We start from the raw sequence: 20,865 nt of genomic DNA on the forward strand, positions 1-20,865 counted from the left end.
GGGTGAACGAAGACACAACGAAGGAACAGCACGATGGGAAAGATCACCGGTTTTCTGGAGCATGAGCGCATCGAGGAGGGCTATCGCCCGGTCGAGGAGCGGCTCAAGCACTACAAGGAATTCGTCGTCGGCCTGGACACCGACCAGGCGAAGGTGCAGGGCGCGCGCTGCATGGACTGCGGCACGCCGTTCTGCAACAGCGGCTGCCCGGTCAACAACATCATTCCGGACTTCAACGACCTGGTGTACCGCAACGATTGGCGCAACGCCTTCGCGGTGCTCGACTCGACCAACAACTTCCCCGAGTTCACCGGCCGCATCTGCCCCGCGCCCTGCGAGGCGGCCTGCGTGCTCAACGTGAACGACGACGCGGTCGGCATCAAGTCGCTCGAGCACGCCATCATCGACCGCGCCTGGGACGAAGGCTGGGTCGCGCCGCGCGCGGCCAAGCACAAGACCGGCAAGAAGGTCGCCGTGGTGGGCGCGGGCCCGGCCGGCATGGCCGCTGCCCAGCAGCTCGCGCGCGCGGGCCACGACGTGACGCTGTTCGAGAAGAACGACCGCATCGGCGGCCTGTTGCGCTACGGCATCCCCGACTTCAAGATGGAGAAGTCGCACATCGATCGCCGCGTCGAGCAGATGAAGGCCGAGGGCGTGGTGTTCCGCACCGGCGTGGTCGTCGGCGCCGCCAAGGATCCGCTGGGCAAGGGCTCGAAGGTCATCAACCTGGCCAAGGAAAGTGTCACGCCCGAGCAGCTGCAGAAGGACTTCGACGCCGTGCTGCTGACCGGCGGCGCCGAGCAGTCGCGTGACCTGCCCGTGCCCGGCCGCGACCTCGACGGCATCCATTTCGCGATGGAGTTCCTGCCGCAGCAGAACCGCGTCAACGCGGGCGACAAGGTCAAGGGCCAGCTGCGCGCCGATGGCAAGCACGTGATCGTGATCGGCGGTGGCGACACCGGCTCCGACTGCGTGGGCACCAGCAACCGCCATGGCGCCGTGAGCGTCACGCAGTTCGAGCTGATGCCGCAGCCGCCCGAGGAAGAGAACCGCCCGCTGACCTGGCCGTACTGGCCGATCAAGCTGCGCACCAGCTCCAGCCACGACGAGGGCTGCGAGCGCGAGTTCGCGATCTCCACGAAGGAGTTCATCGGCGAGAAGGGCAAGATCACCGGCCTGAAGACCGTTCGCGTCGAATGGAAGGACGGCAAGATGCAGGAAGTGGCCGGCAGCGAGCAGGTGCTCAAGGCCGACCTCGTGCTGCTCGCGATGGGCTTCGTGAGCCCCGTGGCGACCGTGCTCGATGCCTTCGGCGTCGAGAAGGATGCGCGCGGGAATGCGAAGGCCAGCGTCGACTTCATCGGTGGCTATGCCACCAACGTGCCGAAGGTCTTTGCCGCCGGCGACATGCGCCGTGGCCAGTCGCTGGTGGTCTGGGCGATCCGCGAGGGCCGCCAGGCCGCGCGCTCGGTCGACGAGTTCCTGATGGGCTTCAGCGACCTGCCGCGCTGATTCCGGGCACCGCGCCCGCCGTCTCCGGGGCGGCGGGCTTCTCCTCCAAACGGAGCAGGCTGCCACGGCTGAAATTTGTTTCAATTCGGCGGGGCTTCTCGCGGCTCCTTTATCATCCGCGGAAACCGCATGCCGGGATGCCTCCTCAGGGCGCCCGGCTTTTTTATTGAGATGGACCCAGCCGCACAGCCACAGCCCTTCGTAGAGTTTCGCGACGTTCGCTTCGGTTATGGCGCGCGCGCGATCCTCGATGGCGTCTCGTTCTCGCTGCCGCGCGGCAAGGTCACGGCACTCATGGGCGCCTCGGGCGGCGGCAAGACCACCGTGCTGCGCCTGATCGGCGGCCAGCAGCGCGCCCAGCGCGGCGAGGTGCTGTTCGACGGCCAGGACGTCGGCCGCATGGACTCCGCCGCGCTCTATGCCGCGCGGCGCCGCATGGGCATGCTGTTCCAGTTCGGCGCGTTGTTCACCGACATGAGCGTGCTCGACAACGTGGCCTTTCCGCTGCGCGAACACACCGAACTGCCCGAAGCGCTGGTGCGCGACATCGTGCTGATGAAGCTCGACGCCGTCGGCCTGCGCGGCGCGCGCGACCTGCTGCCCAGCGAAGTCTCGGGCGGCATGGCGCGGCGCGTGGCGCTGGCGCGCGCGATCGCGCTCGACCCCGACTTCGTGATGTACGACGAACCCTTCGCCGGCCTCGACCCGATCTCGCTCGGCACCGCGGCGCGGCTGATCCGCCAGCTCAACGACACGCTGGGGCTCACCAGCATCATCGTGTCGCACGACGTGGAGGAAACCTTCCGCATCGCCGACCAGGTGATCGTGCTCGCCAACGGCGGCATCGCCGCGCAGGGCACGCCCGACGAGGTGCGCAACAGCAGCGATCCGCTGGTGCACCAGTTCGTGCATGCGCTGCCCGACGGTCCGGTGCGCTTCCACTATCCGGGCGTCGGCATCGAGGAAGACTTCGGCCCCGCGCACGGAGGCCATCCATGAGCTGGTTGAATCCGCGCGACGTCGGCTTCGCCGTGCGCAGCAAGCTGTCCGACCTCGGCTATGGCGCCAAGCTGTTCATGCGGCTGGCCTTCCAGGGCTCGCGCAGCCTGCGCCGCTTCGCGCTGGTGCGCGACCAGATCCATTTCCTCGGCAACTACTCGCTCGCGATCATCGCGGTGTCGGGGCTGTTCGTGGGCTTCGTGCTCGGCCTGCAGATGTACTACGCGCTGCAGCGCTACGGTTCTTCCGAGGCGCTCGGCCTGCTGGTCACGCTGAGCCTGGTGCGCGAGCTCGGGCCGGTGGTGGCGGCGCTGCTGTTCGCGGGCCGCGCCGGTACTTCGCTCACGGCCGAGATCGGCCTCATGAAGGCCGGCGAGCAGCTCAGCGCCATGGAGATGATGGCGGTCGACCCGGTGCAGCGCATCCTCGCGCCGCGCTTCTGGGCCGGCGTGATCACCATGCCGCTGCTGGCGGCCGTGTTCAGCGCGGTCGGCATCCTCGGCGGCTACGTGGTGGGCGTGCTGATGCTCGGCGTCGATCCCGGCGCGTTCTGGGGCCAGATGCAGGCGGGCGTCGATGTCTGGCGCGATGTCGGCAACGGCGTCATCAAGAGCATCGTGTTCGGCTTCACCGTGACTTTCATTGCGTTGCTGCAGGGCTACGAGGCGCAGCCCACGCCCGAGGGCGTGTCGCGCGCCACCACCCGCACCGTGGTGGCGGCCTCGCTGTCGGTGCTGGGGCTCGATTTCCTGCTCACCGCCATGATGTTCAGTATCTGAAGGGGCTCGCCCCGATCGTTCTAGATAGAGAGTGCAACCATGCAACGTTCCAACAACGACATCTGGGTCGGCCTGTTCGTGCTGCTCGGGGCGGCCGGGCTGCTGTTCCTCGCGCTGCAGTCGGCCAATCTGCTGAGCCTGAACTTCCAGAAGACCTATACCGTCACCGCGCGCTTCGACAACATCGGCGGCCTCAAGCCGCAGACGGCCGTCAAGAGCGCCGGCGTGGTGATCGGCCGCGTGCAATCGATCTCGTTCAACGACAAGACATTTCAGGCCGACGTGACGCTGGCTTTGCAAAACCGTTACAGTTTTCCCAAGGACAGTTCGCTGAAGATCCTCACCAGTGGCCTGCTCGGCGAGCAGTACATCGGGATCGAGGCGGGTGTCGAGGAGAAGAACCTGCAGGCCGGCGACACGATCACCGCCACCCAATCGGCGGTGGTGCTCGAGAACCTGATCAGCCAGTTCCTCTACAGCAAGGCCGCCGAGGGGAGTTCCACGCCGGCCAACACCAACAAGAAATGAAAAACCGTCACCCCATGTCGAATGCTATGAAGAACATAGCGACCTATGCCCGCTGGATGGGCATTTCTGCTCTTCTGTCGGTGCTCGCCGCATGCGCCACCGGCCCGCAGGCCAATCCGCTCGACCCGTTCGAGCCCTTCAACCGAGGCGTGACCCGCTTCAACGACACCGTCGACGAGAACGTGCTCGTGCCGGTGGCCACCACCTATACCCGCGTGCTGCCTTCGCTGGTGCGCACCGGTGTCACCAACTTCTTCAACAACGTGGGCGACGTCTGGAACCTCGCCAACAACGTCGCGCAGGGCAAGGTGCAGAACAGCGCCCAGACCTTCATGCGTTTGAACGTCAACACGATCTTCGGTCTCGGCGGCCTGCTCGACATCGCCACCGAGGCGGGCATCGACCGCCACGACGAGGATTTCGGCCAGACGCTCGGCTACTGGGGCGTGGGTTCGGGTCCGTACCTCGTGCTGCCGCTGCTCGGCCCCTCGACCGTGCGCGATGCCGCGGCGCTGCCGGTGGACCGCTGGGGCGATCCGATCTCGCACATGAACGACGTGGCGTGGCGCAATTCGCTCAACGTGTTGAACCTGGTCGACACCCGTGCCAAGTACCTGCGCGCCGGCCGCCTGCTCGACGATGCGGCGCTCGACAAGTACACCTTCACGCGCGACGCGTACCTGCAGCACCGCCGCAGCGACATCTACGACGGCAACCCGCCCGACGAGCGCGAGGACATCGACCCCAAGGACGGCGCCAAGGGCGGCGACGGCAAGTAGGCCTTTGCCGCTGCCCGGAGCGCGGCTTTTCGAGGTCAGGAGGCCACGGCCTTCGCTTGCATCCGGTTGCAGGCTTCATCCGACGTTCAGGAACCCGGTAGGCCGGTAGCCTGTCGAAACCGTTCCAGACTTGGCGCGGCTGCTCTCTTTTTCGAAGGGCCGCGCGGCAGATTCAACCAGAGGGACTCACGATCATGACAAAAACCCAGACCTTGATTCAACGACGCAGCCTCGGCCGCCTGGTGCTGGCCGGCGCGCTGCTGATCGGCGCCGGCGTCGCCTTCGTGCGCCCCGCGCAGGCCGCGGACGAAGCGCCCGACGCGCTGGTCAAGCGGCTGTCGACCGACGTGCTCGAGACCATCAAGGCCGACACCTCGATCAAGGCCGGCGACGTCAACAAGATCATGCTGCTGGTCGACAGCAAGATCATGCCGAACGTCAACTTCCAGCGCATGACCGCCTCGGCCGTCGGCCCGGCCTGGCGCCAGGCCACGCCCGAGCAGCAGAAGCGCCTGCAGGAAGAGTTCAAGACCCTGCTGGTGCGCACCTATGCCGGCGCGCTCGACCAGGTGAGCGACCAGACCGTCACGGTGCGCCCGTACCGCGGTTCGCCCGACGACAAGGAAGTGCTGGTGCGCACCGAGGTCCGCGGCCGCGGCGACCCGGTCCAGCTCGACTACCGCCTCGAGAAGACGCCCGGCCAGGGCGGCGGCTGGAAGGTCTACAACCTCAATGTGCTCGGCGTGTGGCTGGTCGATACCTACCGCACCCAGTTCTCGCAGGAGATCAACGCCCGCGGCATCGACGGCCTGATCACCGCGCTGGCGGCCCGCAACAAGGGCGGCGGCAAGGGCTGAGCCCGGCCGGGCCCATCGAGAAGGAGCCGAGGCCATGCTGGTCCTGCCGACGAAGCTCACGCACGACGAGGCGCCCGCCTGCATGCGCATGCTGCAGAAGGGCCTCGCCGGTCAGGGCGACGCCTCCGCCACCGTGGTCGACGCCAGCGCGCTGGTGCAGTTCGACTCGTCGGCGCTGGCGGTGCTGCTCGAATGCCGCCGCGAGGCCAGCGCGCTCGGGCGCGGCTTCGCGGTGAAGGGCCTGTCGCCGCGGCTGCGCGAGCTGGCGGCGCTCTACGGCATCGCCGGACTGCTGCCGGCCGCGCCCTGAGGGCGCTCCTCATCCTCAGGAGGCGGGAATCGCCTCCATCAGCAGCTTCAACGCATCGTTCAGCGGCCGGCCATAGGCCGGCGCGCCCTTCGAGTGCCCGATGCGCACCACCACCAGGTCGTGCGAGGGCACGATCAGCACCACCTGTCCGTCCGCGCCCAGCATGTAGTAGGCCGAGGTCGGCACCGGGAACGCTGTGGTGTTGTTCATCGTCCCGTTGAGCCAGAAGAAGCCGCCGTAGATCGGTCGCTTGTCGGCCGCCCAGCCTGGCGCCACGGTGCGCACGAAATTCACGAAACCCTCGGGCAGGATGCGCTCGCCGTTCCAGACGCCGTCCTGCAGGTACAGGTTGGCCAGCCGCGCCCAGTCGCGGCCCGACATGAAGTCGTAGCCCTGTGCCAGGAAGTTGCCGTAGGGATCGGTCTCCAGCACCATCGAGCGGATGCCGATCCGGTCGAACAGCTCGCGCTGCGGGAACGAGAGGTACTCCTCGCCGCGCTTCTCGACCGCGAGGCGCACCAGGTAGCTGGCCAGCACGGGATCGGTGTTGCGGTAGCGGCCCACGAGGTTGGGCTGCCACTGCTGGGGCCGCGTGGCGGCGTAGTTGAAGGCGTTGATGCGCCCCGTGTAGAAGTAGATGTGGTCGGGGTAGGTGCCGTTCGGGTCGAAGTCCGGATCGTCGGGTGCCTTGATGCGCAGCCCGCTCGACATGTGCAGCAGGTCCGAGATGCGGATCTTCTGGCGGCCGTCGCCTTCGCCCTGCCACTCGGGGATCGGTGCCGGCTGGTCGAGGGTGTAGACGCCCTGCCGGATCAGCACGCCCATCATGGTGGCCACCACGCTCTTGCCCATGGACCACGACTCCAGCGGCGTCGTCGGGCCGATGCCCGGCATGTAGCGCTCGGCGAGGATCCGCCCCTTGTGCGTGACCACGAAGGCCGAGGTGTAGGCCTCGGGCACGCCGAAGGCGGCGCTCACGGCCTGGTTCACCTTGGTCATGTTCACGTTGGGCGGGAACGGGGTGCTCGGCAGCACGTCGCCCATCGGCCAGGGCTGGGTGGACGGGTCGGGCAGCGCGCTCTTGACCTCCAGCGGGGTGAAGAAGACGTCGTCGCGCCCTGGCGGCAGCGTCACGCAGCCTTGCGAACCGAACTGGCGCGCGGTCAGCGTGGGCCCGCCCGGGATGGCGATGCGCACTTCGCGCTTCGCGCGGTCGACCACCGGCTTGCCGACCTTCTTGCGCTCCGAATAGGGCCCGACGAAGTAGCCGACGGTCTCGGCGGCGACGTCCGGGTCGAGCCCGGTGATGAAGACCGCCGAGCACATCGCCTTGGCATAGCCCGAGGTGTTGTGCTCGAGCACATTGCCGGGCGGCGGCACGTAGGGGGTGGCGAGTTCCAGCGACCGGGCGCGCGCGATCAGCGCCTCGCGCGAGGGCAGTTCGGCCGTGGTGTTGGTCGGCGGGTTGCCCCCGACGATGGGCAGGCCGCCGCCCCCACCACCGCCGCCTCCACCGCCGCAGGCGGACAGCAGGCTTGCAAGAACCAGGACTCCGGCGGCCAGCCAGGGCCGGGGAGGACGGTGCAACGATCGCATCACGAGGGCTCCTTGCGACGGCCGGCGGTGGCGGTGCCCCGCCCGGCGTCGGGCGCGATTCTGACCCCAACCGGCCTCGCGGTCCTTAAGGGTCCGCCGGGCTTGCATTCCCGCACGAACTGCGCTGGAGGACCCGCGCCCTTAAAATCCCGGCCTCCCATGCCCGCGATCTCATTCCAATCGGTCTCCAAGACCTATCCTCCCTCACGACAGCAGCGGGCCCAGGGCAAGACCGGGCTGCGGGCGGTCGACGAGGTCAGCTTCGACATCGAGCCCGGCGAGTTCTTCGGCCTGCTCGGTCCCAACGGGGCCGGCAAGACCACGCTGATCAGCATGCTCGCGGGCCTGTCGCGGCCCACCGCCGGGTCGATCCGCGTGCATGGCTTCGACGTGCAGCGCGACTACGCCCAGGCCCGCCGCCAGCTCGGCATCGTGCCGCAGGAGCTGGTGTTCGACCCCTTCTTCAACGTGCGCGAGTCGCTGCGCATCCAGTCGGGCTACTTCGGCATCACCAACAACGAGGCCTGGATCGACGAGCTGCTGCAGAGCCTGGGCCTGGCCGACAAGGCCACCGCCAACATGCGCCAGCTCTCGGGCGGCATGAAGCGCCGCGTGCTGGTGGCGCAGGCGCTGGTGCACAAGCCGCCGGTGATCGTGCTCGACGAGCCCACCGCGGGCGTCGACGTCGAGCTGCGCCAGACGCTGTGGCAGTTCGTCGCGCGGCTCAACAAGCAGGGCAGCACGGTGTTGCTGACCACCCATTACCTCGAGGAAGCCGAGGCGCTGTGCAGCCGCATCGCGATGCTCAAGCTCGGGCGCGTGATCGCGCTGGACCGCACCAGCGAGCTGCTGAAGTCGGCCGCGAGCAACGTGCTGCGCTTCAAGACCGATGCGATGCTGCCCTGGGAAATCGCCCAGCATGCGCGCATCACGGGCCGCATCGTGCAGCTGCCGGCGCAGAACGCGCACGAGGTCGAACAACTGCTGGCCGCCATCCGGCAGGCCGGCGTGGCGGTGGAAGACGTGGAAATGCGCAAGGCCGACCTGGAAGACGTGTTCATCGACCTGATGGCGGGCGAGCAGACGCCGCTGGAGGTCGCGCGATGATGGCTGTCACGGGTTGGCGCGCGCTGCTCTACAAGGAGACGCTGCGCTTCTGGAAGGTCGGCTTCCAGACCGTCGGCGCGCCGGTGCTCACCGCGCTGCTCTATCTGATGGTGTTCGGCCATGTGCTCGAGGACCACGTGAAGGTCTACGGCACCGTCGGCTACACCGCCTTCCTGATCCCGGGCCTGGTGATGATGAGCGTGCTGCAGAACGCGTTCGCCAACAGCTCGTCCTCGATCATCCAGAGCAAGATCATGGGCAACCTCGTGTTCGTGCTGCTCACGCCGCTGTCGCACTGGGGCTGGTTCCTGGCCTACGTGGGCTCGTCGGTGATCCGCGGGCTGGCGGTGGGACTCGGCGTGTTCCTGGTCACGATCTTCTTCGCCATGCCGGATTTCGCGGCGCCGGTCTGGATCCTGGTGTTCGCGCTGCTCGGCTCGGCCATGCTCGGCACCTTGGGCCTGATCGCCGGTCTCTGGGCCGAGAAGTTCGACCAGATGGCCGTGTTCCAGAATTTCCTGATCATGCCCATGACCTTCCTGTCGGGCGTGTTCTATTCGATCGGCTCGCTGCCGCCGTTCTGGCAGTCGGTGAGCCACCTGAACCCCTTCTTCTACATGATCGACGGCTTCCGCTACGGCTTCTTCGGCGTCAGCGACGCCTCGCCATGGCTGAGCTTCGGGATCGTCGGCAGCGCCTGGCTCGTGGTCAGCGCGATCGCCGTCCACCTGCTGAAGATCGGCTACAAAATCCGAGGCTGAACGGCCCACCCCACACTCCATGACCGCAGACCAACTCAAGGCCATCATCCAGTCCCACCTGCCGTGCGAGCACATCGCGCTCGAGGGCGACGGCCGACATTGGTACGCCACCATCGTCTCGGCCGAATTCGAGGGCAAGCGCTCGATCCAGCGCCATCAGCGGGTCTACGCCACCCTCGGTGCGAAAATGCACACCGACGAGGTGCATGCGCTCTCGATGAAGACCTACACGCCGTCCGAATGGGCGGCGGCTGAAAAATAACTCTCCGGGCCTGCGGGCCCTTTGCGAGCCACTCGCTGGACCTTCGATGGACAAACTCCTGATTCGCGGCGGGCGCCAGCTCCGCGGCGAAGTACTCATTTCCGGCGCCAAGAACGCCGCGCTGCCCGAGCTCTGCGCGGCCCTGCTGACCGACCAGCCCGTGGTGCTGCACAACGTGCCGCGGCTGCAGGACGTGTCGACCATGCTCAAGCTGGTGCGCAACATGGGCGTGTCGGCCGAGCGCGACGACAACGGCACCGTGCGCCTGAACGCCGGCGACCTGACCCGCCCCGAGGCCCCGTACGAACTCGTGAAGACCATGCGCGCCTCGGTGCTGGCGCTGGGCCCGCTGCTGGCGCGCTTCGGCCACGCCAAGGTGTCGCTGCCGGGCGGCTGCGCCATCGGCTCGCGGCCGGTCGACCAGCACATCAAGGGCCTGCAGGCCATGGGTGCCGAGATCGTGGTCGAGCACGGCTACATGGTCGCGCGCCTGCCGGCCGGCCGCACGCGCCTGAAGGGCGCGCGGATCCTGACCGACATGGTGACCGTCACCGGTACCGAGAACTTCCTGATGGCCGCCGCGCTGGCCGAGGGCGAGACGCTGCTCGAGAACGCCGCGCAGGAGCCCGAGATCGTCGACCTGGCCGAGATGCTGATCCGCATGGGCGCGAAGATCGAGGGCCACGGCACCAGCCACATCCGCATCCAGGGCGTGGAGAAGCTGCACGGTTGCGAGCACGCCGTGGTGGCCGATCGCATCGAGGCCGGCACCTTCCTGTGCGCCGTGGCGGTCGCGGGCGGCGAGGCCTTGCTGCGCCATGCGCGCGGCGACCACCTCGACGCGGTGATCGACAAGCTGCGCGACGCCGGCTGCGAAGTGGGCTGCGAGCAGGACGGCATCCGCATCGCCTCGAAGGGGGCCGAACAGCTCGAGGCCCAGAGCTTCAGCACCACCGAATACCCGGGCTTCCCGACCGACATGCAGGCGCAGTTCATGGCGCTCAACGTGATCGCGCACGGCGCCTCGATGGTCACCGAGACCATCTTCGAGAACCGCTTCATGCACGTGAACGAGATGGTGCGCCTGGGCGCGCGCATCCACGTCGAGGGCAAGGTGGCGATGGTCGAGGGCGTGCAGCAGCTCTCTGGCGCCACCGTGATGGCGACCGACCTGCGCGCCTCGGCCAGCCTGGTCATCGCCGGCCTGGTGGCCGAGGGCGAGACCCTGGTCGACCGCATCTACCACCTGGACCGCGGCTACGACCGCATGGAAGCCAAGCTGCGCGGCCTGGGTGCCGACATCGAACGCGTGACCGGAGCCATCGCATGATCACCCTGGCGCTTTCCAAAGGCCGCATCTTCGAAGAGACCATGCCGCTGCTGGCCGCCGCCGGCATCGAGGTCACGGAAGACCCCGAGAAGTCGCGGAAGCTGATTCTCGGCACCACCCGCCCCGACGTGCGCGTGGTGCTGGTGCGTGCCTCCGACGTGCCGACCTACGTGCAGTACGGCGGCGCCGACCTCGGCGTGACCGGCCTCGACGTGCTGCTCGAGCACGGCAACCAGGGCCTGTACCAGCCGCTCGACCTGCGCATCGCCGCCTGCCGCCTCAGCGTGGCCGTGCGCGCCGACTACGACTACGCCTCGGCCGTGCGCCAGGGTTCGCGCCTCAAGGTCGCGACCAAGTACGTGGGCCTGGCGCGCGACTTCTTCGCCAGCAAGGGCGTGCACGTCGACCTGATCAAGCTCTACGGCAGCATGGAGCTCGCGCCGCTGACCGGCCTGGCCGACGCCATCGTCGATCTGGTCTCGACCGGCAACACGCTCAAGGCCAACCAGCTGGTCGAGGTCGAGCGCATCATGGACATCAGCGCGCGCCTGGTCGTCAACCAGGCCGCGCTCAAGCTCAAGCGCGAACCCATCCGCCGCATCATCGACGCCTTCGCGTCGGCCATTCCCTCCGCCTGATCCCTCGAACCGCACTTCGCCAAATGACCCTGCAAGCAGCCCCCGCCCGACTGTCCACGACTTCAGCCAGCTTCGATGCTGAATTCAAGGCGCGGCTGCATTGGTCCGCGGATGCCGATGCCGCGATCGAGAAGACGGTGGCCGACATCCTGGCCGACGTGCAGGGGCGCGGCGACGCGGCCGTGCTCGAGTACACGCGCCGCTTCGATGGCCTGGGTGCCACCGCCGTGAGCGAGCTCGAGCTGACGCAGGCCGACTTCAAGCAGGCCTTCGACTCGCTGCCCGCCGTGCAACGCGAGGCACTGCAGGCCGCGGCCGACCGCGTGCGCAGCTACCACGAGGCGCAGAAGAAGGCCTCGGGCGAGAGCTGGAGCTACCGCGACGCCGACGGCACGCTGCTGGGCCAGAAGGTCACGCCGCTCGATCGCGTCGGCATCTACGTGCCCGGCGGCAAGGCGGCCTATCCGTCGAGCCTGCTGATGAACGCGATTCCGGCCCACGTGGCCGGCGTGGGCGAGATCATCATGGTCGTGCCGACTCCAGTGAAGGGCAGCGTGGCCACCGGCGGCGCCGGCGGCGAATCGTCCGGCAAGGGCGAGCGCAACGTGCTGGTGCTGGCGGCCGCCTACGTGGCCGGCGTCACGCGCGCCTTCACCATCGGCGGCGCGCAGGCCGTGGCCGCGCTGGCCTACGGCACCGCGACCATTCCCGCGGTCGACAAGATCACCGGTCCCGGCAATGCCTACGTGGCCGCCGCCAAGCGCCGCGTGTTCGGCACCGTGGGCATCGACATGATCGCGGGCCCGAGCGAGATCCTGGTGCTGGCCGACGGCAGCACGCCGCCCGACTGGGTGGCGATGGACCTGTTCAGCCAGGCCGAGCACGACGAGCTCGCGCAGAGCATCCTGCTGTGCCCCGACGCCGCCTACATCGACCGCGTGCAGGCCGAGATCGACCGCCTGCTGCCGGCCATGCCGCGCGCGGCGATCATCGCCGCCTCACTGAACGGCCGCGGCGCGCTGATCCACACGAAGAGCATGGAAGAGGCCTGCGAGATCAGCAACCGCATCGCGCCCGAACACCTCGAGGTCAGCAGCAGCGAGCCGCAGCGCTGGGAGCCGCTCTTGCGCCACGCCGGCGCGATCTTCCTCGGCGCCTTCACCAGCGAGAGCCTCGGCGACTACTGCGCCGGCCCGAACCACGTGCTGCCCACCAGCGGCACCGCGCGTTTCTCGAGCCCGCTGGGCGTGTACGACTTCCAGAAGCGCTCGAGCCTGATCGAGGTCAGCGAGGCCGGGGCCCAGGTGCTCGGGCCGATCGCCGTCACGCTGGCCGAGGGCGAGGGCCTGCAGGGCCACGCCGAGGCCGCGCGCATGCGGCTGCGCAAGGTTTGAGGGGCGCGCCCGCGCGTCCGGTCCGGATTCCGTTTCCGTCCACAACCCGCTCGGGAGGAGCAAGCCTGATGATGAATCAACGTCTGCGTCGTTCGCGCCTGTTCAAGTTCGCCCTCGGCCTGCTGGCCGGTGCCGCGCTGCTCGTGGCCTGCACCCCGATGCCGCGCACCCAGACCCAGAGCCAGGCCGAGGCGGTGCCGAGCACGGCCGCCGCCGCCGCACCGGCGCCGCGCCTCGGCACCCAGTGGGGCGAGGGCCGTGAATCGAACACGCGCAGCGTGCAGGTCCAGCGCTACACGCCCGACCAGCCCGACGAGGTCGCCTCCATCGGCTACAACGACGCCGCCAGCGTGCGCCGCGGCGTCGGCGCCAACCCCGAGCGCCGGCTCAACCTGCAGCTGGCGCAGGGCGACGTCGAATGGTCGGTGATCGACGAATCGGGCCGCGCGATCCCGCTGCAGCGCGCGCGCCGCGGCAGCGGTGGCGACGAGAACTTCCGCCTCGCGGGCGCCGAGGGCGCGCGCTACACGCTGCGCTTTCGCAACCTCAGCGACCGCAGCTACGAGGTGATCGCCACGGTCGACGGCCTCGACGTGCTCAACGGCAAGCCCGGCAGCCTGCGCAACGGCGGCTACGTGCTGCGGCCGCTGCAGGTGATCGACATCGAGGGCTTCCGCAAGAGCCAGTCCGAGGTCGCGGCCTTCCGCTTCGCCACGCCGGGCCGCGCCTATGCCGCCAACACCGAGGCCGGCGACGCGCGCAACATCGGCATCCTCGGCGCCGCGCTGTTCGAGATCACGCAGCCCGACGCCCCGCGCCGTCCGCGCCGTGGCTCCGATGCCGCGCAGCCCAATGCCTTCCCGGCCGACGGCGCGACCGGCTACGCGCCGCCGCCGCGCTACGCGAAGTGAGGTCCGCCATGCAGCGCACGCGTCTCCTGCTGCTGCCGCTCGCGCTGGCCGCGGCCAGCCTGGGCGCGCAGGCCATGAGCATCCGCGAGTTCCACACCCTCGAGGTGAAGGAGAAGAAGCAGGGCAAGGCCTACGCCAGCTACTACCTCGTGGGCGTGCTCGAGGGCCTGCGCGAGGCTGGCGATGCCGCGCGCCGCGCGGGCCAGAAGCCGCTGTTCTGCGTCGACGGCCGCCGGCTCGAGCCCTCGATGGCACGCTCGCTGTTCGAGGCCGAGCTCAAGCGCAATGCCGAGCTCTACGAGGCCGACATGCCGGTGCAGCTGGTGCTGTCGGCCGCGCTGCAGAACAGCTTCCGCTGCGCTTCCTGATTTTTTCCATCGACCGTTTTCCCCGAGTCCCCCGATGTCCGACACCACCGCCTCCGTTCCCGCGCTCCAGCGCATCCGCGCCGACGTGCGCGCCATGCATGCCTATGCCGTGCAGGACGCGCGCGGCCTGGTCAAGCTCGACGCGATGGAGAACCCCTTCGGCCTGCCGCCCGCGCTGCAGGCCGAACTCGGCGCGCGGCTCGGCGCGCTGGCGCTCAACCGCTACCCGGGCGAGCGCGGCGCCGACCTGCAGCGCGCGCTGGCCGCGCAGGCGCGCCTGCCCGAGGGCTTCTCGCTGGTGCTGGGCAACGGCTCGGACGAGCTGATCTCGCTGCTCGCGATCGCCTGCGACCTGCCGGGTGCCAGCGTGCTGGCACCGCTGCCGGGCTTCGTCATGTACGCCATGAGCGCCCAGCTCCAGGGCCTGCGCTTCGTGGGCGTGCCGCTCACGGCCGACTTCGAGCTCGACGAGGCCGCCATGCTGGCCGCGATCGCGCGCGAGAAGCCGGCCATCGTCTACCTGGCGTACCCGAACAACCCGACCGCCAACCTCTGGGACGACGCGGTGCTCGAGAGGATCGTCGAGGCCCAGGGGGCGCAGGGCGGCCTGGTGGTGATCGACGAGGCCTACCAGCCCTTCGCCGCGCGCAGCTACATCGACCGCCTCGCGAAGCACCGCCACGTGCTGCTGATGCGCACCCTCAGCAAGTTCGGCCTGGCCGGCATCCGGCTGGGCTACCTGATGGGCCCGGCCGCGCTGATCGCCGAGATCGACAAGGTGCGCCCGCCCTACAACGTCAGCGTACTGAACTGCGAGTGCGCGCTGTTCGCGCTCGAGCATGCCGAGGTGTTCGAGGCCCAGGCGAAGCAGATCCGCGAGGAGCGCGAGCGGCTGATGATGGGGCTCGGCCGGCTGCCGGGCGTCAAGGTCTGGCCCAGCGACGCCAACATGATCCTGCTGCGCGTACTGGGAGAGGGAGATCGGGCCGCCCGCACCTTCGACGGCATGAAGGCGCGCGGGGTGCTGGTGAAGAACGTTTCTAAAATGCACGAACTGCTCGCGAACTGCCTGCGCCTGACCGTCGGAACGGCCGACGAGAATGCCAGGATGCTCGCGGCGCTCGAAGCCTCACTATGACCACCCCCCAAGCCGCTCCCGCGGCCACCCCCGACGCCTTCGCCGCGCGCACCGCCACGGTCGCGCGCAATACCGCCGAGACGAAGATCACCGTCAGCGTCAACCTCGACGGCACCGGCCGCGCCAAGCTGGCCACCGGCATCGGCTTCTTCGACCACATGCTCGACCAGATCGCCCGCCACGGGCTGATCGACCTCGAGATCGACTGCCAGGGCGACCTGCACATCGACGGCCATCACACGGTGGAAGACGTGGGCATCACGCTGGGCCAGGCCGTGGCCAAGGCCGTGGGCGACAAGAAGGGCATCCGCCGCTACGGCCATGCCTACGTGCCGCTCGACGAGGCGCTCAGCCGCGTGGTCATCGACTTCTCGGGCCGGCCCGGCCTCGAGATGCACGTGCCCTTCACCAGCGGGATGATCGGCGCCTTCGACAGCCAGCTCACCTACGAGTTCTTCCAGGGCTTCGTGAACCACGCCTTCGTCACGCTGCACATCGACAACCTCAAGGGCGTCAACGCGCACCACCAGTGCGAGACCGTGTTCAAGGCCTTCGCCCGCGCCCTGCGCGCCGCGCTCGAGCTCGATCCGCGTTCGGCCGGCGTCATTCCCTCGACCAAGGGCTCGCTCTGATCCTGCAAGCGGAACAGCGTGCCATCGCACGCTCCGCCTGTCATTGAAGCTATGAAAACTGTAGCAAACAACGCCAACACCGTCGCCGTGGTGGACTACGGCATGGGCAATCTGCATTCCGTCGCGCAGGCGGTGCGCCATGCCGCCGACCAGGTCGGCGTCGAGGTGTTCGTGACTTCCGATCCCGAGGTGGTGCGCAAGGCCACGCGCGTGGTGCTGCCGGGGCAGGGCGCCATGCCCGACTGCATGCGCGAGCTGCGCGATTCGGGGCTGCTCGAATCGGTGCTCGAGGCCGCGGCGACGAAGCCGCTGTTCGGCGTCTGCGTGGGCATGCAGATGCTGCTGTCGCGCAGCGACGAGGGACCGACCGACGGGCTCGGCCTGATTCCGGGCGAGGTGGTCCGCTTCGAGCTCGAAGGTCGGTTGCAGCCCGACGGCAGCCGCTTCAAGGTGCCGCAGATGGGCTGGAACCAGGTGCGCCAGGCGCAGCCGCACGCGGTGTGGGCCGGGGTGCCCGACGGCAGCCACTTCTATTTCGTGCACAGCTTCTACGCGCGGCCGGTCGATGCGCGGCACAGCGTGGGCGAAGCCGAATACGGGGCATGCTTTACCGCCGCCATCGCACGCGATAACATTTTTGCCACCCAGTTCCACCCGGAGAAGAGTGCGGACCACGGGTTGCAGCTCTACCGAAACTTCCTCCACTGGAATCCCTGAACACCTCGTTCCCCTGACCGGGCGCCGCCGGCCGGCGTCCTTTCGTTGCACTCTCGCGTCACTTTCATGCTCCTCATCCCAGCGATCGACCTCAAAGACGGCCATTGCGTACGCCTGAAACAAGGCGACATGGAACAGTCCACCATCTTCAGCGAAGACCCCGCGGCCATGGCGCGCAAGTGGGTCGAGGCGGGCGCCCGGCGCCTGCACCTGGTCGACCTGAACGGGGCTTTCGCGGGCAAGCCGCAGAACCACGCGGCGATCAAGGCGATCCTGAAGGAGGTCGGCGACGACATCCCGGTGCAGCTCGGCGGCGGCATCCGCGACCTCGACACCATCGAGCGCTACATCGACGACGGCCTGCGCTACGTGATCATCGGCACCGCCGCCGTGAAAAACCCGGGCTTCCTCAAGGACGCCTGCAGCGCCTTCGGCGGCCACATCATCGTGGGCCTCGACGCCAAGGACGGCAAGGTCGCCACCGACGGCTGGAGCAAGCTCACGGGCCACGAGGTGGCCGACCTGGGCAAGAAGTTCGAGGACTACGGCGTCGAGTCGATCATCTACACCGACATCGGCCGCGACGGCATGCTGTCGGGCATCAACATCGACGCCACGGTCAAGCTCGCGCGCGCGCTGAGCATCCCCGTCATCGCCTCGGGCGGCCTGTCGAACATGGCCGACATCGACCAGCTCTGCGCGGTCGAGTCCGAAGGCGTCGAGGGCGTGATCTGCGGCCGCGCCATCTATTCGGGCGACCTCGACTTCGGACAGGCGCAGGCGCGCGCCGACGAACTGGCCGGCGCCTGAGAGGGCCTGGCGGCGCGTGCTGTCCGCGCTCGCCATCGCCAACTACCGCTCGCTGCGCCAGCTCACGGTGCCGCTCGCGCGGCTCACCGTGGTCACCGGGCCCAACGGCAGCGGCAAATCGAGCGTCTACCGCGCCATGCGCCTCTTGGCCGAGATCGCCAACGGCGGCGCGATCCGTTCGCTGGTGCGCGAGGGCGGGCTGTCCTCCACGCTGTGGGCCGGCCCCGAGCGCTTCTCGGCCGCCATGCTGCGCGGCGAGATGCCGGTGCAGGGCACCACGCGCAGCGAACCGGTCGCGCTGAAGCTGGGCTTCGCTGGCGCCAGCGCCGAGGACTTCGGCTACGCGATCGACATCGGCCTGCCGCCGCCGATTCCCTCGACCGCCTTCTCGCGCGATCCCGAGATCAAGCACGAGGCCATCTGGGCCGGTCCGCTGCTGCGGCCGTCCACGCAGCTGGTCGACCGCAAGGGCGCCTCGCTGCGCTTGCGCGACGGGCGCGGCTGGCAGCCGGTGGGCCGGCCGATCCCGTCCTTCGCGAGCATGATGACCGAGCATGCCGACCCGCGCGATGCGCCCGAGATGCTCACCTTGCGCGAGCAGATGCGCTCCTGGCGCTTCTACGACCACTTCCGCTCGGACGCCGAGGCGCCGGCGCGCCAGCCGCAGCTCGGCACCCGCACGCCGGTGCTGGCCAACGATGGTGCCGACCTCGCGGCCGCGCTGCAGACCATCCGCGAGATCGGCGACGGCGAAGCGCTCGATCGCGCCGTGGACGACGCCTTTCCGGGCGCGCGCATCGAGATCGACGCCGCGGGCGACCGCTTCCAGACTCTGATGCACCAGCACGGCCTGCTGCGCGCGCTGACCGCCGCCGAGCTGTCCGACGGCACCTTGCGCTACCTGCTGTGGATCGCGGCGCTGCTCACGCCGCGGCCGCCCGCGTTGCTGGTGCTCAACGAACCCGAGACCAGCCTGCATCCCGACCTGCTGCCCGCGCTCGGCCGGCTGATCGCGCATGCGGCGCGCGAGTCGCAGGTGATCGTGGTGTCGCATGCCTCGCGGCTGATCGCCGCGCTCGAGGAGGCGGCCGCGGGCGGCGTGGAGTTGCAGTCGGTGGTGCTCGAGAAGCGCCTGGGCGAGACCCGCATCGCGAACCTCGACATGAGCGAGATCCCGCGCTGGGAGTGGCCGGCGCGCTGAAGCCGGCCCCGGCTACTCGGCCTTCACCGACATCGTCTTGATGATCGTCTCGAGCTGCGCGCTCATCGGCAGGTCGAGGCTGGCACCCGTGGGCAGCTTGCGCAGGAACCAGCGCTTGTACTGGCGTTCGATCTCGCCGTCCTCTGCCAGCACCTGGAAGCTGTCGTTGATCACCTTCGCGAGCTGCGGGTCGCCCTTGCGGTACATGATCCCATAGGGGTCGTAGGAGAGGAAGTCGCCGACCACGCGGTAGTCGGCCTGGGCGTTCTCCTGCGCGATCAGGCCGTAGAGCAGCACGTCGTCGGTCGCGAAGGCATCGGCCTGGCCGCTCTTCACGAGCGCGAAGGACTCGGCATGGTCGCGCGCCACCTGCAGCTGGATGCCGAGCTTGAACTTCTCGGAGAGATCGCGAAGCGTCTTCTCGTTGGTGGTGCCGGCTGTCACCGCCACCTTGCGGCCCGCGAGGTCGCGGAACGAGGCGATCGGCGTGCCCTTCTTCACCAGCACCTTGGTGCCCGAGACGAAGATCGTCGGCGAGAAGCTCACGCGCTTCTGGCGTTCGAGGTTGCTGGTGGTCGAGCCGCATTCGAGGTCGACCTTGCCGCTCGTGACCGCGTCGAAGCGCGAGTCGGAGGTGACCGGCTCCCACCGGATCGCGAGCGTGCGGTCGACCGCGTTGCCGATCGCCGTGACCAGCTCGCGGCACAGTTCGATCGAATAGCCGACCGGTTCCTTGCGCGTGTTGAGGAAGGAGAAGGGCACCGAGGATTCGCGGTAGCCGATGGTGATGGCGCCGCTGGCGCGCGCCTTGGCGAGCGTGCCGGTGAGAAGCTCCTGGGCTTGCACCGCGCCGGCCGCGAGCAGCAGGGCCGCGCAGGCCAGGGCGGTCCTGCCAGGCATCGTTGTCATGCCGTGCATCGCCTCAGCCATGCGCCGGATGCGCGAGCGTCGCGGCCGCTTCCTCGTCGAGCCGGGCCGCGTTGAGCTCGGCCTCGCTCTCCGGCAGCAGCTCGCCTTCCCACTTGGCGACCACCGCGGTGGCGATCGAGTTGCCCACCGCGTTGGTGGCCGAGCGGCCCATGTCGAGGAAGGTGTCCACGCCCAGGATCAGCAGCAGGCCGGCCTCGGGAATGTCGAAGTGGTTGAGCGTGGCGGCGATCACCACCAGCGAGGCGCGCGGCACGCCGGCCATGCCCTTGGAGGTGAGCATCAGGATCAGCAGCATCGTGATCTGCGTGCTGATCGGCATGTGGATGTTGTAGGCCTGCGCGATGAACAGCACGGCGAAGGTGCAGTACATCATCGAGCCGTCGAGGTTGAACGAGTAGCCCATCGGCATCACGAAGCTCGAGATCTTGCGCTTGACGCCGAAGCGGTCGAGCGCCTGCAGGATCTTCGGGTATGCGGCCTCGGAACTGGCGGTGGCGAACGAGAGCAGGAAGGCTTCCTTGATCAGCACCAGCAGCTTGAATACGCGTGGTCCGAGGAAGGTGAAGCCCGCGAGGATCAGCACGCCCCACAGCACGAACAGGCCGAGGTAGAAGTCGCGCATGAACACCGCGAACTTGATCAGGATGCCCAGCCCGTTGACCGCCACCGTGGCGGCCATGGCGGCCAGCACCGCCAGCGGCGCGAGCTTCATCACGTAGCCCGTGATCTTCAGCATCGCGTGCGAGAGCTCCTCGGTGGCGGCGACCAGCGTCTTCGCCTTGTCGCCGAGCGAGGCCAGCGCCACGCCGAAGAACATCGAGAACACCACGATCTGCAGGATCTCGTTGTTGGCCATGGCCTCGACGAAGGACTTCGGCACCGTGTGGCTCACGAAGTCCTTGAAGGTGAACTTGGAGGTCGCGAGGTTCGCCGAGGCGCCGATGTCGGGCAGCGGCAGGCCCAGGTTGGCGCCGGGCTCGAGCAGGTTGGCCATCACCAGGCCGATCACCAGCGAGATCAGCGAGGCCGTGAGGAACCAGCCGATGGCCTTGCCGAACACCCGGCCCACCGACTTGGCGTCGCCCATGTGCGCGATGCCCACCACCAGCGTGGAGAACACCAGTGGCCCGATCAGCATCTTGATCAGGCGCAGGAACACGTCCGAGACGATCGAGACGTAGCCCGCGATCTCCTTGGCGGTTCCCTTGTCCGGGAAGCTCGCGAAGATCATGTAGCCGAGGATGATGCCGAGCACCATGGCAATCAGGATCCACGCCGCCATCGGCAACTTCTTCTTCATTCGATT

22 protein-coding genes and 1 pseudogene are annotated in these 20,865 nt (G+C 68.5%); 20 read left to right on the forward strand and 3 right to left on the reverse strand.

The window, feature by feature from the left end:
• Positions 1-33: 33 nt before the first annotated feature.
• The 7 genes and pseudogenes from AC07RV_RS30435 to AC07RV_RS30465 all read left to right on the forward strand — a co-directional run.
• Positions 34-1,512, forward strand: coding sequence for a glutamate synthase subunit beta (locus AC07RV_RS30435; RefSeq protein WP_296783044.1), 1,479 nt, complete (start codon positions 34-36; stop codon positions 1,510-1,512).
• Positions 1,513-1,683: 171 nt separating this feature from the next.
• A complete protein-coding gene (locus AC07RV_RS30440; protein WP_296783041.1) occupies positions 1,684-2,511 on the forward strand; it encodes an ABC transporter ATP-binding protein in 828 nt (275 codons plus the stop codon).
• Positions 2,508-3,290 (forward strand): lipid asymmetry maintenance ABC transporter permease subunit MlaE, encoded by a 783-nt coding sequence (gene mlaE / locus AC07RV_RS30445; protein ID WP_296783038.1) that lies wholly within the window; start codon positions 2,508-2,510, stop codon positions 3,288-3,290. Before AC07RV_RS30440 ends, mlaE begins: the two co-directional genes overlap by 4 nt.
• 39 nt (positions 3,291-3,329) lie before the next feature.
• On the forward strand, positions 3,330-3,818 hold the full coding sequence (mlaD, locus tag AC07RV_RS30450) for an outer membrane lipid asymmetry maintenance protein MlaD (protein ID WP_057596777.1): 489 nt from the start codon (positions 3,330-3,332) through the stop codon (positions 3,816-3,818).
• Between the two features lie 26 nt (positions 3,819-3,844).
• Complete coding sequence (locus tag AC07RV_RS30455) at positions 3,845-4,597, forward strand: MlaA family lipoprotein (protein ID WP_296783034.1); 753 nt, start codon at positions 3,845-3,847, stop codon at positions 4,595-4,597.
• A gap of 194 nt (positions 4,598-4,791) precedes the next feature.
• Complete coding sequence (locus tag AC07RV_RS30460) at positions 4,792-5,454, forward strand: MlaC/ttg2D family ABC transporter substrate-binding protein (protein WP_261209824.1); 663 nt, start codon at positions 4,792-4,794, stop codon at positions 5,452-5,454.
• 19 nt (positions 5,455-5,473) lie between these two features.
• A pseudogene (locus tag AC07RV_RS30465) lies at positions 5,474-5,764 on the forward strand (STAS domain-containing protein); the annotation flags it as partial.
• Between the two features lie 15 nt (positions 5,765-5,779).
• Here the strand turns inward: AC07RV_RS30465 and AC07RV_RS30470 are convergent.
• Positions 5,780-7,360 carry a serine hydrolase domain-containing protein gene (locus tag AC07RV_RS30470; protein WP_296783031.1) on the reverse strand — a complete coding sequence of 527 codons (1,581 nt, stop codon included), beginning with the start codon at positions 7,358-7,360 and terminating at the stop codon, positions 5,780-5,782.
• A gap of 159 nt (positions 7,361-7,519) precedes the next feature.
• Here AC07RV_RS30470 and AC07RV_RS30475 point away from each other — a divergent pair, with 159 nt between their 5' ends.
• From AC07RV_RS30475 to AC07RV_RS30535, 13 genes are all read left to right on the forward strand, one after another.
• Positions 7,520-8,467, forward strand: coding sequence for an ABC transporter ATP-binding protein (locus AC07RV_RS30475; RefSeq protein ID WP_057596772.1), 948 nt, complete (start codon positions 7,520-7,522; stop codon positions 8,465-8,467).
• Positions 8,464-9,228: an ABC transporter permease gene (locus tag AC07RV_RS30480; RefSeq protein ID WP_261209832.1), complete on the forward strand. Its 765-nt coding sequence runs from the start codon at positions 8,464-8,466 to the stop codon at positions 9,226-9,228. Before AC07RV_RS30475 ends, AC07RV_RS30480 begins: the two co-directional genes overlap by 4 nt.
• Positions 9,229-9,247: 19 nt before the next feature.
• The gene (locus AC07RV_RS30485) at positions 9,248-9,490 is read left to right on the forward strand and encodes a BolA family protein (RefSeq protein WP_057596770.1); all 243 of its coding nucleotides are present in this window, start codon (positions 9,248-9,250) and stop codon (positions 9,488-9,490) included.
• 46 nt (positions 9,491-9,536) lie between these two features.
• The gene (gene murA, locus AC07RV_RS30490) at positions 9,537-10,820 is read left to right on the forward strand and encodes a UDP-N-acetylglucosamine 1-carboxyvinyltransferase (RefSeq protein WP_296741234.1); all 1,284 of its coding nucleotides are present in this window, start codon (positions 9,537-9,539) and stop codon (positions 10,818-10,820) included.
• Positions 10,817-11,458 (forward strand): ATP phosphoribosyltransferase, encoded by a 642-nt coding sequence (gene hisG, locus AC07RV_RS30495; RefSeq protein ID WP_057596768.1) that lies wholly within the window; start codon positions 10,817-10,819, stop codon positions 11,456-11,458. The genes murA and hisG overlap by 4 nt, the downstream gene beginning before the upstream one ends.
• Before the next feature lie 23 nt (positions 11,459-11,481).
• Positions 11,482-12,852, forward strand: coding sequence for a histidinol dehydrogenase (hisD, locus tag AC07RV_RS30500; RefSeq protein ID WP_296783028.1), 1,371 nt, complete (start codon positions 11,482-11,484; stop codon positions 12,850-12,852).
• A 68-nt stretch (positions 12,853-12,920) separates the two neighbouring features.
• A complete protein-coding gene (locus AC07RV_RS30505; protein ID WP_296783025.1) occupies positions 12,921-13,763 on the forward strand; it encodes a hypothetical protein in 843 nt (280 codons plus the stop codon).
• 8 nt (positions 13,764-13,771) lie between these two features.
• The gene (locus AC07RV_RS30510; RefSeq protein ID WP_057596766.1) at positions 13,772-14,131 is read left to right on the forward strand and encodes a hypothetical protein; all 360 of its coding nucleotides are present in this window, start codon (positions 13,772-13,774) and stop codon (positions 14,129-14,131) included.
• Positions 14,132-14,165: 34 nt separating this feature from the next.
• Positions 14,166-15,269 carry a histidinol-phosphate transaminase gene (gene hisC / locus AC07RV_RS30515; RefSeq protein ID WP_296783022.1) on the forward strand — a complete coding sequence of 368 codons (1,104 nt, stop codon included), beginning with the start codon at positions 14,166-14,168 and terminating at the stop codon, positions 15,267-15,269.
• The gene (hisB, locus tag AC07RV_RS30520; protein ID WP_296783020.1) at positions 15,266-15,901 is read left to right on the forward strand and encodes an imidazoleglycerol-phosphate dehydratase HisB; all 636 of its coding nucleotides are present in this window, start codon (positions 15,266-15,268) and stop codon (positions 15,899-15,901) included. The genes hisC and hisB overlap by 4 nt, the downstream gene beginning before the upstream one ends.
• Before the next feature lie 51 nt (positions 15,902-15,952).
• Positions 15,953-16,618 (forward strand): imidazole glycerol phosphate synthase subunit HisH, encoded by a 666-nt coding sequence (gene hisH, locus AC07RV_RS30525; protein WP_261209851.1) that lies wholly within the window; start codon positions 15,953-15,955, stop codon positions 16,616-16,618.
• Positions 16,619-16,684: 66 nt separating this feature from the next.
• Positions 16,685-17,428 (forward strand): 1-(5-phosphoribosyl)-5-[(5-phosphoribosylamino)methylideneamino]imidazole-4-carboxamide isomerase, encoded by a 744-nt coding sequence (hisA, locus tag AC07RV_RS30530; protein WP_261209853.1) that lies wholly within the window; start codon positions 16,685-16,687, stop codon positions 17,426-17,428.
• 16 nt (positions 17,429-17,444) lie between these two features.
• Positions 17,445-18,629, forward strand: coding sequence for an AAA family ATPase (locus tag AC07RV_RS30535; RefSeq protein WP_261209856.1), 1,185 nt, complete (start codon positions 17,445-17,447; stop codon positions 18,627-18,629).
• Positions 18,630-18,641: 12 nt separating this feature from the next.
• On the opposite strand, the gene AC07RV_RS30540 is transcribed toward AC07RV_RS30535, so the two are convergent.
• Both AC07RV_RS30540 and AC07RV_RS30545 read right to left on the reverse strand, forming a co-directional pair.
• Positions 18,642-19,529, reverse strand: a complete 888-nt coding sequence (locus AC07RV_RS30540) for an amino acid ABC transporter substrate-binding protein (RefSeq protein WP_082322174.1) — start codon at positions 19,527-19,529, stop codon at positions 18,642-18,644.
• A 22-nt stretch (positions 19,530-19,551) separates the two neighbouring features.
• Positions 19,552-20,859 (reverse strand): dicarboxylate/amino acid:cation symporter, encoded by a 1,308-nt coding sequence (locus tag AC07RV_RS30545; RefSeq protein ID WP_057595260.1) that lies wholly within the window; start codon positions 20,857-20,859, stop codon positions 19,552-19,554.
• Positions 20,860-20,865: the final 6 nt, after the last annotated feature.

This window comes from Variovorax sp. GW821-FHT09B01 (assembly GCF_059418345.1).